This is a genomic window from Terriglobus roseus (assembly GCF_900102185.1).
Classification (GTDB): Bacteria; Acidobacteriota; Terriglobia; order Terriglobales; family Acidobacteriaceae; genus Terriglobus; species Terriglobus roseus_A.
This window is the reverse complement of the sequence record NZ_LT629690.1, coordinates 2628435-2642911: the sequence shown is the minus strand read 5'-3', so window position 1 is coordinate 2642911 and position 14477 is coordinate 2628435. Positions and strand designations below refer to the sequence as shown.

Genomic DNA, 14477 nt, shown 5'->3' with positions numbered 1-14477 from the left:
CGCCATGGATCGTCGAACATTTCTTATGCATTCCGCTGCGTATGCTGCTTCCGCAGCCATTGTGCCTTCGCGTGTTCTTGGAGCTCAAGGGCCGAGTGGCCGCATCAACGTAGGCTTTATTGGTACAGGACGGCAGGCATTTGGTTCTAACCTGCCACAGATGCTCGCTGTGCCGGGCGTGCAGGTGGTGACGGTATGCGATACAGACCGCTGGCGTATGGCAGAAGCACAGAAGTTTGTGAATGAGTTTTATGCAAAGCGCGATGGTAAGAGCAGCTATAACGGCTGCACGCAAACGGCGGATTTTCGCGATGTGATTCATCACAAGGATGTGGATGCCTTGATGATTTCAGTGCCGGACCATTGGCATACGACCATGGGCACAATGGCTGCTAAGGCGAAGAAGAACTTCGCTCTGGAAAAGCCTTTGAGCCTAAGTGTGCAGCAAGGGCGCGCACTTGCCGATGTCGTGAAGGCATCGGGAGTGGTTGCTCGTACAGATAGTGAGTTTCGTAGTGTACGGAAGCAGAACCATGCGGTGGAACTAATCCGCAATGGACATATTGGCAAGCTGCAAAGGATAGAGATTACTTTCCCGTCTGATCCGACTCCAGTTGTGGATGCTCCGGATATGCCTGTGCCGTCTGAATTGGATTACCAGATGTGGCTTGGCCCTGCGCCTGTGGTGCCATACACCGAGAAGCGTGTGCATGATCGTCAACAGACGAAGATGCGGCCCAACTGGATGCGTCTCAATACCTATGCGCAAGGGATGATCAGCAACTGGGGCGCGCATTATTTTGACATGGTGCAGTGGGCTAATCGGTCAGAGGATTCTGGCCCAGTTGAGGTTGAAGGGCACGGCGAATTTCCGAATGCCTTGTGGGATACCATGATTAATTTTAAGGTGACCTACCGGTATGCCAATGACCTTGAAATGACTTGCGAACAGACTCCCACAAGCATCCCGTCCATTACCTATCACGGCAGCGAGGCATGGTTGAAGATAGAAAACTATCCTGGCGTGATGACAAGCAGCAAGCCAGAACTCGTAACGCTGGAACCAGAGAAGGGCGAGGAGAATTTCTCGCAGAATCTATGGGATAAGAATGATTTCATTGCTGCGATACGCGAGCACCGTCCGACAATGATTCCGATTGAGACGGGACATCGCGATATCAGCATTTCGCAGATCGGACTGATTGCTTGTCAGACCGGTGAGAAGCTGCATTGGAATCCTGAGACAGAATTGTTCGTAAATAGTAACCGCGCCAACAGCCTGTTGGCCGCACCTATTGCACGCGGGGAGTGGGCGCATGTCTAACGATACCGGTATGACTCGTCGTGATGTCTTGAAGATGGGCGCACTTGCGGCAGGAAGTCTTACATATGGCCGGATGGCAGCAGCAACTGGTAAGCCTGTGATTCGCCTTGGAGTTTGCAGTTACGGCTTTCGTAAGTTTGGACCAGACCAGGTGATTCAGTTCATGCATCAGCTGAAGTGTCCGTACCTGAACGTCAAGGACATACACCTGCCCATGACTCCGTTAGCAGATGTACCGCGGCTTGCAGCGCACTATCGTGAGGCAGGGATACAGCTGACGGACGCGGGTGCGATTTACTTTCGCGTGGATACCGATGAGGATGTTCGGCCCAAGTTTGAGTATCTGAGGGCCGCTGGCGTGAAGAGTTTCGTAGGAGCTCCGACACATGCTGTGTTGCCGCGGGTAGAGCGGTTTGTAAAGGAGTATGACATCCGCATGGGGCTGCATAATCACGGTCCGCACGATATCGAGTGGCCATCTCCTTTTGATGTGCAGAAGGCAATTGAGCCGCTGGATCATCGCATTGGATATTGCATAGACGTGGGACATACGCTGCGCATTGGCGTGGATCCAGTTGCTGCGATACGAATGGCGGGGAAGCGGTTGTTTGACCTGCATGTGCGTGACCTAACGTCGGCAGACGAGAAGGCAGAGGCCGTTGCGATGGGCGACGGTGTGATGCCTACGCGGCAGATATTCCGAGCGCTGGCAGAGATCGAGTACCCCTACTATGTTGACCTTGAGCTGGAGAACCACGAGAACGACCCCATGCCGGATACGCTGAAGAGCTTTGCTTATATGAGGAAGTTGATTGCCGAATTGGGATATCGCGAAGGCTGAAACAATTGCGGATGGCTGCAGGATAGGGAGAATACGTTTTGATGGAGAGTGCGTCTCCCGAAGAGTCTGTGAAGAATCGTTATCGATGGCTGGTTGTGGGCCTGTTGTTTCTGGCCACGGGCATCAATTACATGGATCGCTCTGCGCTTGGCATTCTGGCGCATACGCTTGATCTTGAATTTAAGTGGAGTGAAGAGAGCTACGGCAACATTGTGTTGGCATTCACGCTGGCGTATGGCATTGGCTACATTGTTGCCGGACGAATCGTGGACTGGATCGGCACAAAGGCTGGCTATGCGATCTTTGTGTTTTTGTGGACACTGGCTGCGATCTCGCACTCCGTAGCAGGCAGTGTCATAGGGTTTTTCTTTGCAAGACTCTGTCTGGGATTTGCAGAGAGTGGAAATTTTCCTGCAGCTATCCGTGCCATTTCAGAATGGTTTGAGCCGGAAGAACGCGCGCTTGCGACAGGTATCTTCAATTCTGGTTCGAACCTGGCAGCACTTGCTGCGCCTGGTTTCATTGCTTTCATCCTGTACCGATATCACTCCTGGCGCTATGCATTTTGGGGTGTTGGTGCGCTTGGGTTTGTGTGGTTGTTGTTGTGGTTGGCGTTTCCATATCAACGCTTGTTACGGCTGGGCGGCGGGGGAACTTCACGGTCGGTAGCGATTGTAGAGGCGTCCACAAGTGCGCGCTGGAGCGATTTGTTGAAGCTCCGTGTGATGTGGGCGTTCATTTTGGTGAAGGCCATGACGGATCCGGTGTGGTGGCTTTACCTTTTCTGGTTGCCGAAGTTTCTTCAACAAAGGTTTCAGCTTTCTGTAGCAGAGATTGGTGTACCGTTGGCGGTCATTTATTGTGTGTCGTCTCTGGGTGCCCTTGTGGGGGGATGGAGTGCAGGCTACCTGATCCGTCGAGGTTGGGATGTGTTGTCTGCGCGAAAAGCCATTCTGGCAGTGTGCGCAGCTTGTGCCTTGCTATTGATGTTGGCAACCAGACTGCAAACACTTACTGAGATCGTGGCATTGTTCAGTGTGCTTACGGCGGCCCATCAGGCTTGGGCGGCGAACCTGTTTGCCGCGAATGCAGATTGCTTTCCCGCGGCAACGCTGTCATCTTCGGTTGGGATTGCAGGCGCGGCAGGTGCGTTTGGCGGCGTAGTGTTTCAGAAGTTCACTGGATGGATGCTGCAGGCATCGCATGGCGATTACACAGTCGTCTTTTTAGTAGCTGGTATGGCGTATGCGGTCGCATTGCTTGTCTTCCATATTCTGACGGTGAAAAAAGCGGTAGAGTATCCGGCGTGACCGATTTTCATCATCTGCGTGTCTTTCAGGCGGTAGCCGCCTCTGGTTCGTTTACTGAGGCAGGTCGCTCGCTGCTTCTTTCGCAGTCGACCATCTCGCTTCACATTAAGCAGTTGGAGGCGGAGCTCGGCTGCGTATTGTTTATCCGTGGCACACGTCGCGTCTCGCTGTCGCCTGCTGGGAAGGTACTGCTTGCGTATGCGGAGCGGATCCTCTCAGAGATGAAGAATGCGGAACTCGCTGTCCGCGAATATTCCACGACGCAGCGAGGAACCATTCGATTTGGTGTTGGCGCAACGACACTGGTGTATGTGTTGCCGAATGTGTTGCGTGACTATCGTGAAAAGTACTCGCAGATTGAAATTCAGGTAAGCACTGCCACAACAGAAGTGTTGCTTCGGGGACTTTTGGACCAGACGCTTGATCTTGCTGTTGTGATGAGTCCTTCGGCAGCTCTGTCTCAGGTTCAGACGGTTCCACTGCTTCAGGAAAATCTTGTTGTGGTCCTGCCGGAGACTCATCCACTCAGCACGAAGCAGATACTTGCGCCTCGCGATCTTGACGGTTTGCCGTTCATTTCACATCTACCCGGAACAGCGATGAGAACCGTGCAACAACACTATCTGGACCAGATGCAGATTAAGCCGCGGATTGCCATGGAGATGGAGAACATGGAAGCTGTGAAGAGCGTTGTGCTCGCTGGCATGGGAGTTGCGTTGTTGCCGGATTGTTGTGTTGCCGGTGCTGCGGGAAAAGGGCTCTGTGCGAAGAAGGTGCGCGGATTCCCGATGCATCGGGAGTTACTGCTCGCCTGTCTGCAATGGGAAGCACAGCCGCCTGCTACACGACGTTTGGCGCAGCGGATACAGCGATTTTGCGCTGAATCTGGCAGTTAAACGCTTATTGATTTTCCCAATGCGAAAGATAGAGATTATCTGGTTTTCTCAATCAGCCTTGAATACTAGGCTAATGTCGTGGCACATCAGCGATATCTTTTCCGCAATGCGAACCAGGCCTCTCCTCGTTTAGCCTTCGCGCAGTCCTACTGGGCACTGCAGGAGCGAGAGCAGTCCATTGAAGAATCGCTTGAACGAGCCTGTGCATCCGGGTTTGAGTATTTGGAAGCCGGCTTGCGAGACGAGCGCATGGCGCCGCTCCGTTCCATCCTGAAACGCATGCCGCTTACTTTGATCGCGCAAGGATGGGCCTCCACGGTGCAAGAGGCAACGGTATTTTTCCAGCGCGCCGTCGAACTTGGCGCAGTTGCGATGAATCTCCATCTTGGTCATGCCTATCTTAAAGATGAAGATGCGTTACGGATGGTGGATGAAGCCTATGCCTTGTCGGAGCGATTCAATCTCCCCCTGGTGTTGGAGACACATCGTGGACGGCTTACGCAGGACTTACATCGCACACGCATGCTCATGCAACAACGTCCGCACGTCCGAATTGCATTGGATGTTTCTCACTACCTGGTTGCGGGTGAGACGCTAGGCGGCAACGCAACAGAATTTTATGCTGCACTGGCTCCGCTTTTGCAGGCTACTAAGTTGATCCATGGGCGCATCTCGAATGGGCAGCAGATACAGGTTTCGACTGCACATGTCGATGCGGTGGGCTTCACAAAGAGCATATGGCAACAAGCGATGGCCGCGTGGTTAAGCGATGCTCCGCAGGATGCTGTGCTGATATTTGAGCCGGAGTTGGGACCGCCTCCATACGCATATCTTGATGAGGATTGTGCTGAAACATTTTCTCGCAGCGGCCAGACCAACGAGCTTGTCCGCCTCGCGCGTGAAGCATGGGATGCTGCGCAGAAACGAGAGATGGCATGAGCACGATGGTGTCATCGCCGAAGCCACACTTGGATTACAGTCTGACCGGTGTGAACGCAAAGCTGGCTATTGAAAGAGGCCTCGCGGAAGCTGACTGGTATCAGAGCCCAGTTCCGCGTGACGAGCTTCGCGCTCTACTAGAGCGACGGGATGGGCCGGCGCTACGAGATTCGTTGTTGTGGTTCGGAATGATTGGAGGCTTGGCATATCTCACGTATCGCTTGTGGGGTACATGGTGGGCAATCCTTCCATATCTGGCATACGCCGCGCTTTATGCAGGGTCTTCCGATTCGCGTTGGCATGAGTCCGGACATGGCACAGCATTTCGTACCGACTGGATGAACAATGTGCTGTACCAAGTGTCGTCGTTCATGGTGCTGCGAGAAGCGACTGTGTGGCGCTGGAGCCATACGCGCCATCACAGCGACACGATTATCGTCGGCCGCGATCCTGAGATCAGCGTTCCCCGACCGCCGGATCCTGTGGCCATTCTGAAGAAGTTCGTATCGTTTGGCGCGTATTCAAAATACTTTGTATCGATCATCCGGCATGCGGTTGGTCGAATGTCAGAGGATGAGAAGACGTTCATTCCGGCTTCTGAGTTTGGGACGGTGTACCGAACGGCTCGCATTCATCTGGCGATGTATATCGCAGTGATTGCCTTCGCAGTCACACTACATTCTCTATTGCCGTTGTTTCTGATTGGGTTTGTGAACTTCTTCGGAGCATGGTTGATGGTGATGTACAGCGTTACCCAGCACGCTGGCCTTGCGGAAAATGTATTGGATCACCGTCTGAATTGCAGGACGGTATATATGAATCCACTGAACCGATTCCTGTACTGGAACATGAACTACCACATTGAGCACCACATGTATCCACTGGTGCCGTTTCATCAACTGCCGCGGCTGCACGCGCTCATTCAGAGTGACTGTCCTCCGCCTTATCCCAGTCTTTACAGGGCTTGGAGAGAGATTGTGCCAGCGGTGTGGAGGCAGATGAGCGACCCCGCGTTTCATGTGAAACGAGTACTTCCTGAACGAAAGGTGATAGCTGTCTGTACGCATGACCGCGCGAGTGCGGACACAGGTCAGGATGGCTGGATAGCAGCTTGTGCCTCGACAGATGTAATGCGCGATGATGTGATCCGCTTTGATTATGGGCGCAAGACGTTTGCTGTATGCCGTGACGAGCAGGGCCGCGTGCATGTTCTTGATGGCATGTGTACGCATGGCAACGTACATCTGGCGGGCGGGCTGGTGAAGGGCAATATTGTTGAATGTCCAAAACACAACGGACGGTTTCACCTGCAGGACGGATCTCCGGCACGAGCACCGATCTGCCGCGGGACCGCCAAATATACGTCAGAAGAGCGCGATGGGTTTATTCATATTCATGTCGCAGAGACCGATCAAGCAAAAGGTCGCGACGAAGATATGCTGCGACTTCGAGTTGTGAGCAATCAGAACGCTGCCACGTTCATTAAAGAACTTGTTCTGGTCCCAGAGTCTCCCGTGAGCATGCAGAAATTTTCTCCTGGTGATTACTTACAGATTCATATTCCGGCGTACGACGAGATCCGTTTTTCGGAGTTTGATGTGGCGGAACCTTACGCGAGTGTGTGGCGCGCGCAGCATGTGTTTGATCACGTTGTGTCGAATCGGAATGGCATCGAGCGTCGCAACAACTATTCCGTTGCCAGCAACCCATCGCTTGAAAAGGAACTGCGTTTTAATGTCCGCATTGCAACACCGCCGCCAGGACAGGCATGCAGTCCGGGTATTGGTTCAAGCTATTTGTTCAGCCTGCGGCCTGGCGACACCGTGGATGCAACAGGGCCTTTTGGCGACTTTCATATTCGACCCACGTTGAAAGAAATGGTGTACATCGGTGGTGGTGCTGGTATGGCTCCCCTTCGTGCCCATCTCTCACATTTGTTGGAAACTGAGCGGTCACCACGCCGCATCAGTTTCTGGTACGGTGCGCGATCACGGCAGGAAATGTTTTACGAAGACTACTTCCGTGGCTTGGAGAAGATGCATTCCAACTTCAGGTTTCTTCCGGCATTATCGTCGCCGGTGGATGGGGAAGAGTGGAAGGGGCTTCATGGTTTTATCCATGATGTCGTGCGAGAGCACTATCTTCAAACACACGAGCAACCAGCGGCCATTGAGTACTACTTATGTGGACCACCGATGATGATGAAAGCAACATTGAAGATGTTGGCAGAGTTCCGTGTTCCAGCTCCGAATATCACTTTTGATGAATTTTGATACATCTGCCTCTAGACGCGCTCTTCAGATACATCGATGGGATATCTATATGATTGCCTAGTCCTGTAGCGCCTCTAGCTAGGCGCTGAGTTCCGTCATGAGCCACGCTCAAGCCATCTTCCAGTCGCGCATGACAGGTGAGGCGACACGTTAAGTACTTCGGCTGTCCCCTCTACGCCAAGACCGCCGAAAAATTTTCAATTCCACAACCTGGGCCTTTTCGAGGATCAACTCGTTCCAGCTGCCGCAGCGCATTGACGGGTGAAGACCATCACAGATCCAAGATTTCCGTTGGAGCCGGTCGACATTGGGTAGAGACTTAGCTGAAGCCGGGCTTGCTCCATACCCTATTCGCTGGGACGTGTCGCCGTTGCCAGCCCCACAGACAAAATAAGGCTCTGCAGTTACAGATCTCATCGCGAGATTCGGCGGTTGGTGCAAAATCGATAGGGCACGCAACGAGTGTTCATTATTTGCGACAAGTCGGCGTAGGGGGGGCGGATCAGCGCTTCTCAATTCTTCCAGTCAGGATGAGGTTGTATCCGAAGTCGACTGTAAATTCGCATTGCACCTTTTCTTCAGGATGAATAATCCCTTTCTTTTCGAAATACTTTCGCTGATCTTGGTCACGTTTGTCGTAGTCGACATTATGAGCGTTGATGTTCACCCTCATGTGCATCTGCCCATTGGGCACTATGCCATTTGATAGATCGGAGATGTTGCGCAGCTTTGACTTATCCGGGTTATCCGGGGGTGCTTCGCACGCATTCATGATCTTGATCAACTTGCTCGTTTCTTTCGAGTAGTCATATCCCGTGATTCCTTCCCGCTGGATTGCAGCGGCAACCGCCTGTGGCAGCCTCTTGTCGAAATCCGCTGCTGTTCCACGGAAGAATGCCTGTGCTTGCCGTTTCTGGAGCTCGGCTTGCTTTGCTTTCACGGCGGCCTCTCGCTCGGCCTCTTTCGCCTTCTCCGCAGCCTCTCTATCGAGTGCTGCTTTCATCTCCGCATCCCGCGTCGCTTTATCTTTTCTGGTGGAACAGTCCAGAACAAATTCTCGGAGAATCGGGTCATTCAGATCGGCTGACAGAATGGGCTGATTTCCGTCTGTAAGCGAAAGCTGAATGCGCAGTGTAGAAGCCTTTTCAAGATCAGGGAGGAAGTAGAGAGTTTGGTTGGCCTGGGTAAGAGGGTCAAAGAAGCTCCCTAGTTCCCCAAGGTCTTTCCTCGATTTTTCATAGTTTTTCTGCATAGTTGGATCGTCAAATTGGGGCATGCCGGGGAATGCCACAACAATCTTCCGGGAATCTCCGTATCCATTCTTCTTCGCCGGATTCGTGTCGATTCTTATCCATGCCTCAGATGCTTTGTGTCCTTGAGTGACAGTGCCAGTGACATTTGCGGTACCAAAGAAAGGTGTGATCTTTGCATCGATACTTCCGGGTTCATCGTAGAGCGCATATTGAACACGCGGGTTGAGTAGTTGAATTTCGATGGGTATGCCTGACACAGAGATAGTTCCCATTGCCAAAAATTGCTTTTTGTAGACAAGACACTTGGCGGTTAAATTGAATCCACCTCCTACCGAGGATGCAGCGGTTAATGTTGTCGTAGGGCCCAGACGGAAATCGTCGACATCTTTTTTCAACCAATGCACGGCGCCGTTGGAAGCAGCCATTGCAGGTGGTTCGGAGTTTGTCTGGATCTGAGTTTCTCTATCCGCAGTGCCTCTGACTGGCGGATTCGAGGCCGCCTTCGTCATTGGCGGGTTGTTGGGGGCAGGGCCAGCCTTAGTAACCGTATGCGTCGCAGGCAGCGGGTTCGCAATCGCGACCTTGAAGCTCTTCTCGGCGTACTGTCTTGCTGCTTCCTGGAGTATCTTCTCGCCTTCGTCCAGAAGGTATTTGTACTGTGTTTTCAACTCGTCAGTTAGCGGTTGTCTTTGGCGGTCGTTGCGACCGATCCGAATCCACTTCTCTTCAGTATTGATGGTGACTACGGGGCCACCGGGTGGGTTGTCCAAAAATTGGTAGAGAACATATTTCCCAGTAACAGCGTGGCTGAGAAAGGTTCGAGAATGCCGTGGAGCCTCACCCACGCAGCCAAAGCTCTGGCAATCCTTGGCTCCGTCGTGTTCACCCAGAATGATCCTGGCTTCATTTCCCGAGGCAGTGGCGTACCAGCTTCCGTCTTGCCATTCGATGGATGGAAGATCATGCCAGGTCGGGTGATCCTCGTTCCGCGGACCAGTGATCTGGTTATAGGAACTCTGCGCCACGATATCCATAGCGCCGCCTGCTAGAAGCACGACGACCAGCGCGAGTCCAGCCTTCCGATACATGGGACGCGAAACACCGTGTCGAAGCCGGATTGCTTTTCGTGTCGATAGAACGCTATCAAGAGAACCAAGAGCGATCCGGGAAAACAACTTCAGTGCTACCAAAATCGACATAAGAACATCTCCAATTGGCAAGATGTTTGGAAACCATGCCGCAGATTGTGCCATATCTTCGTCACAAAATGCCTTCATCCCCTCGTCTCTTTTCTGTTCATCTTCGGACTCATTAAAGTTAGCTGTTGCTTGAAATCCGATGATCGAAGATTCCCAAAATTGGGAGCACCTACCGCGTTTTCAATTTCAGCCGCGGTGACTGGAAAGATTCTTAACTCGCACACGATTGCTGTGTGGGAGTCAGGATGATCACCGGATCGAAACTGCTTCAGTTTGCAGCATCGACGCCGAAGCAGTATGCGGTTATTTGCGGATTCTGCGACTGCACCACAACGGCATACTCCCCAGGAGACAGGGGAGTCTGGGGCTCAATCTTCAGAGACGCCTGACCGTATTTCAGAAAGGTCAACTGCGATTGTTTGGTCGCTAGGTCACTTTTAGAGTGAATGCCAAAGGCTCCGACGCCATTGATCAGAAGCTTGCGCTGTCCCTTTTCGATTTTCAGAGTGTAAAGAAGAACCTGCGTTGCAGGGTCGACATCCTGCTTTTCAAGCCGCACCACAAGATTCAAAGGCGTGCCCGCCTTCACCCGAACTGGTGAATGCTCTTCCTGAATTTGGTACGTTGCATCCGCGCCGCCGAATCCAAGCGCCTTTGTCTTCATTCCGATGGTTACGGGTTTGCGCTCCAAGGGGATCAACGTCCCATCTGCCTCACTCCGGAAGAAGGAATTTGCATATTCAGGTTCTTGTATTTTGGGAGCCGTCTGGGCATTGCCGGTTGCACTCACGATGGAAAGTGTCAGAACGATGGTCCCTGCCACAACGGTGCAGGTATTTGAAAGATGATCGACGAATTTAAATTGTCTGGTCATTTTTATCCTTAGTGGAAGAAGAGGTTTGGTTAAAGCAGGTGCGTTTATCTCGTCGACAGATGGAGCGCGACGAAATTAAAGATTTCTCCCCGGATCACTTGGTACAATCCGGCAATCCTTAAATCTGTTTTGGGTTACATATGGTAATGCGTGATCCGGAGACAAAACCCTTCACTGTGTCGGCAGAAAACCTCGAAGAGGGCAGTACATCGCAATCAGAGGGACATGCAGCCATGGGGCGCCGCGAGCTGGATGATCTCTTTAGTGAGCTTTATGAAAAGCTCTGGCGGGTAGCTTCCTCGATCCGCAGAAGAGACCCGGGCGCCACTCAGCGCACTGGCACTCTGGTACATGAAGCCTGGCTGAAGCTTAAGGACTCAGGAGGACTCGCGGCGCTTCCTCAACCAGAGTTCATCGCCTTGGCGGCTCATGCCATGCGGCAGGTTCTCGTCGATGGCGCAAGAAAGCGTCACGCACTCAAACGAGGTGGCTCAGGCGAGATCATTTTCACGGAGTTGGATGACCTTTCAGGGCGCACCTACCCTCGCTCCGTTCAACTGCTTGATCTTGACCGGGCACTCACAAAGCTCCAACAGTGGAATCCTCGCCAGGCGACGGTTGTCGAGTGCCGTTACTTTCTGGGAATGAGCGTACCCGAAGCGGCCACGAGCCTCAACTTGTCTGAATCCTCTATAGAGAGGGACTGGAGAGTAGCCAAAGCATGGCTTAGTTTGGCTGTTGGCGGCAGTTCGAGCGCTGAACTCGATGGATAAAGTCCGTTGGGACCGCCTTCAGACTGTTTTTCTCACCGCCGTGGATCTCCAGGCGGCAGAACGGCGCGACTACCTGCTCCATGCGTGCGGAAATGATTTCGAGTTATTCGAACAGGCTGTTTCCATGCTTTCCTCGGATGGGAATCAGGACGCTCTTCTCAATACAGACATTCAGCAAGTGGTGGCTGAAATCTTTGACGCCTCATCCGACCTCAACAATTCTCTATTGATCGGCCCCTATCAGCTTAAGGAATATCTGGGCGAGGGAGGCATGGGAGTTGTCTGGCTTGCGGAACGAACCGATGCGGGCAATGAAGTCGCTATGAAATTTCTCCTGCACGCTGCGCTCTCGCCAGTCCGGCGCGAACGATTTGCTAGCGAGGTCCGAAATCTGGCGAAACTCAATCATCCATATATAGCGCACATGTATGACGCGGGGACTTTGTCCGATGGGACCCCGTGGCTGGTAATGGAGTATGTGAGAGGAATTTCATTCACCTCCTACTGTCGCCAAGATGCCCGTACTCCTCTTGAGTTGATTGAACTCTTCCGGCGTATCTGCGAAGCAGTGCTACACGCCCACCAGCAGCTGATTGTTCATCGGGACCTCAAGCCCTCCAATATCCTTGTTCAGCCCGATGGAACCCCCAAGCTCCTTGACTTTGGCATTTCCCGGGAGCTGCAGAGCGTGAACGATGATGGCCAAGCGACTGCACCGCAACTTCGATTCATGTCGCTGCGATACGCCGCTCCCGAATGGAAAGAGCAGGGAATTGTCGCGGCCTCCAACGATATCTATTCCCTAGGGGTCATCTTCTACGAAATGCTGACAGGGGTTTCGTTTCCTGAGTCGGCCGGTACCGCTGAGGGAACGACGATTACACATCCGTCGTCAATCGTCTCTGTTCTGAAAAAGAACTCTACTCCATACCCATCAGCTGTCGCGGGGTTTGGCAGAGACGCGTGGGCCGATCTCGATTTGCTCTGCCTCAAAGCTGTTCATGCAGATCCCTCTCAACGGTACCCGTCGGTCGAGGCACTCATCCGCGACATCGATCACTACACGTACGCGGAACCGTTGGAGGCACGTCCGGAAGGCGCACTCTACCGGGCAAAGAAATTTATTCGACGTAATCGCAATGCAGTTTTGGCCGCAGGCGCTGCCCTGATACTGATCGTGGGATCGACAGCTTTCTTTACTTGGCGTCTCGCTCGAGCTCGCACGGCAGCTCTTGTCCAAGCGGAACGGGCTCAACAAATACAGCGCTTTATCTTCAATCTGTTTGAAGGCGACGACAAGGAAGCCGGACCAGGACAAGACCTTAAGGTCGTCACGCTACTGGACAGAGGTTCTCCGGCAGCTCATACCCTCAGCACAGAGCCAGCCGTGCAGGCTGAGCTTTACTACACACTCGGCACCATGTACATGAAGCTCGGCAAATTAGACCGCGCCGAAGCTATGTTGCAGTCTGCGCTATCGCTTCAACAATCCGAAACTGATGACGTCGCGCTGGCGGAAACATTGATGGTTCAAGGGCTCCTACGCTCAGAACGGGGCAAGCCGGATGAAGCTGAACAACTTGTTCGCCGGGCCCTCAACCTGGTCAGCGGCAAAAGTCCCCTGCAAGCTGCGGCGCAGGCAAGAGCGCTCACGGCTCTTGGACAGGTACTCGTCAACCGTGGCAAATATACTCTGGCGGTCGAAGCGCTGGAGCAAGCTGCAGCGTTAGAGGCACCCCAACAGTCAGCCTCTGAACTGTCCAACACGCTCTCTAACCTTTCGACGGCACATCTATATCTTGGCCACTATACGCAGGCAGCGGCAATAACCAATCGGCTTTTAAAGCTTGATAGTGGGTGGTATCCGGCGAACCATCCGAGAATTGCAGAAGACCTGCAGAATCTTAGCCAAGTGGAGGAGATGTGGGGACGATATGGTGACGCTGAGGGACATGGACGTCAGGCCCTCCATATCGATCAAACCTGGTATGGAGAAGACAACCCTAAGACGGCAGTCGTCGAGACTTCTCTGGCTAGCACCCTGATTTACGAAAACAATTACCTTGAGGCTGAAACGCTTCTCAAGAAAGCTCTACATACTCAAGAAACCGTATATGGAGACACAAGTCCACACGTTGCGTTCGTATTGAATTCATTGGCTGGGGTCGAAGGCTACAAGAAACACTTTCAGGTTGCCGAGGATGACTATAGGCGAACGGCCGATATCTACCGCTTGGCCTACGGCGCGAACGACTATCGGGTAGCCATCGCTGTTTCCAATCTGGCGGGAGTACTACTTCACGAAAATCGCTACGCCGAGCCGGAACACCTTTTTGAGGAAGTCATCCACAACTACGAGAAGTCGCTTTCCGCGGACAATATCAACATTGGAATCGCGCAGATCAAGCTGGGCCGCGTCTTTATCGCAGAACATCGCTATCGTGACGCTGAGCCGCACACTCTTGCGGGATATACGATCGTTAGCAGGCAACAATCCCCGTCATCCGGCTTCGTCAAGGGAGCACGCCACGATCTTGCACTCATCTACAGCGAGACTGGTCAGCCTGAAAAGGGAAGATCTTTTCGCGATTGAGCAGCAAACGTTTCGCCGCCGGGATCGGTAAAAGACGAAAATTCTTGAGTCGCTAGCACTCGCGGCTGTCCGTATGCCTTATCCAGTGCGATTCGCAAAACCATCCGAACTCTTATCCTTTTCCTCTTTTCAATCATTTTTCTGAGTTCATGTGAAGGCATTTTGATGCTTTTCGCGCATTAACAGATAGAGATTTGCCAGT

10 protein-coding genes are annotated in these 14477 nt (G+C 52.8%); 8 read left to right on the top strand and 2 right to left on the bottom strand.

From position 1 onward, the window contains the following. The first annotated feature begins 4 nt into the window (after positions 1 to 4). The 6 genes from BLT38_RS11035 (at position 5) to nqrF (ending at position 7583) form a co-directional block, all read left to right on the top strand. A complete protein-coding gene (locus BLT38_RS11035; RefSeq protein WP_083345220.1) occupies positions 5 to 1324 on the top strand; it encodes a Gfo/Idh/MocA family protein in 1320 nt (439 codons plus the stop codon). Continuing rightward, positions 1317 to 2165 (top strand): sugar phosphate isomerase/epimerase family protein, encoded by an 849-nt coding sequence (locus BLT38_RS11030; protein WP_083345219.1) that lies wholly within the window; start codon positions 1317 to 1319, stop codon positions 2163 to 2165. The genes BLT38_RS11035 and BLT38_RS11030 overlap by 8 nt, the downstream gene beginning before the upstream one ends. A gap of 68 nt (positions 2166 to 2233) precedes the next feature. Further along, positions 2234 to 3475: an MFS transporter gene (locus BLT38_RS11025; protein ID WP_172838231.1), complete on the top strand. Its 1242-nt coding sequence runs from the start codon at positions 2234 to 2236 to the stop codon at positions 3473 to 3475. After that, positions 3472 to 4371 carry a LysR family transcriptional regulator gene (locus tag BLT38_RS11020; protein ID WP_172838230.1) on the top strand — a complete coding sequence of 300 codons (900 nt, stop codon included), beginning with the start codon at positions 3472 to 3474 and terminating at the stop codon, positions 4369 to 4371. Before BLT38_RS11025 ends, BLT38_RS11020 begins: the two co-directional genes overlap by 4 nt. A 78-nt stretch (positions 4372 to 4449) precedes the next feature. Beyond that, complete coding sequence (locus BLT38_RS11015) at positions 4450 to 5310, top strand: sugar phosphate isomerase/epimerase family protein (protein WP_083345216.1); 861 nt, start codon at positions 4450 to 4452, stop codon at positions 5308 to 5310. Further along, positions 5307 to 7583, top strand: coding sequence for an NADH:ubiquinone reductase (Na(+)-transporting) subunit F (nqrF, locus tag BLT38_RS11010; protein ID WP_083345215.1), 2277 nt, complete (start codon positions 5307 to 5309; stop codon positions 7581 to 7583). Before BLT38_RS11015 ends, nqrF begins: the two co-directional genes overlap by 4 nt. Positions 7584 to 8085: 502 nt before the next feature. On the opposite strand, the gene BLT38_RS11005 is transcribed toward nqrF, so the two are convergent. Together BLT38_RS11005 and BLT38_RS11000 are read right to left on the bottom strand one after the other, a co-directional pair. Beyond that, the gene (locus BLT38_RS11005; RefSeq protein WP_156785096.1) at positions 8086 to 9870 is read right to left on the bottom strand and encodes a hypothetical protein; all 1785 of its coding nucleotides are present in this window, start codon (positions 9868 to 9870) and stop codon (positions 8086 to 8088) included. Positions 9871 to 10303: 433 nt separating this feature from the next. Beyond that, positions 10304 to 10909, bottom strand: coding sequence for a hypothetical protein (locus BLT38_RS11000; protein ID WP_083345213.1), 606 nt, complete (start codon positions 10907 to 10909; stop codon positions 10304 to 10306). A gap of 146 nt (positions 10910 to 11055) precedes the next feature. On the opposite strand from BLT38_RS11000, the gene BLT38_RS10995 reads away from it, so the two are divergent. Continuing rightward, on the top strand, positions 11056 to 11682 hold the full coding sequence (locus BLT38_RS10995; RefSeq protein ID WP_172838229.1) for an ECF-type sigma factor: 627 nt from the start codon (positions 11056 to 11058) through the stop codon (positions 11680 to 11682). Next, positions 11675 to 14275, top strand: coding sequence for a serine/threonine-protein kinase (locus BLT38_RS10990; protein ID WP_083345211.1), 2601 nt, complete (start codon positions 11675 to 11677; stop codon positions 14273 to 14275). Before BLT38_RS10995 ends, BLT38_RS10990 begins: the two co-directional genes overlap by 8 nt. Positions 14276 to 14477 lie beyond the last annotated feature (202 nt).

What these genes read in the sequence shown, in the direction of transcription:
- BLT38_RS11030 (WP_083345219.1), top strand. Translation starts at nt 1,317, where the DNA reads ATGTCTAACGATACCGGTATGACTCGTCGTGATGTCTTGAAGATGGGC.
- BLT38_RS11005 (WP_156785096.1), bottom strand. Translation starts at nt 9,870, where the DNA reads ATGGATATCGTGGCGCAGAGTTCCTATAACCAGATCACTGGTCCGCGG.
- BLT38_RS10995 (WP_172838229.1), top strand. Translation starts at nt 11,056, where the DNA reads ATGCGTGATCCGGAGACAAAACCCTTCACTGTGTCGGCAGAAAACCTC.
- BLT38_RS11000 (WP_083345213.1), bottom strand. Translation starts at nt 10,909, where the DNA reads ATGACCAGACAATTTAAATTCGTCGATCATCTTTCAAATACCTGCACC.
- BLT38_RS10990 (WP_083345211.1), top strand. Translation starts at nt 11,675, where the DNA reads ATGGATAAAGTCCGTTGGGACCGCCTTCAGACTGTTTTTCTCACCGCC.
- BLT38_RS11035 (WP_083345220.1), top strand. Translation starts at nt 5, where the DNA reads ATGGATCGTCGAACATTTCTTATGCATTCCGCTGCGTATGCTGCTTCC.
- nqrF (WP_083345215.1), top strand. Translation starts at nt 5,307, where the DNA reads ATGAGCACGATGGTGTCATCGCCGAAGCCACACTTGGATTACAGTCTG.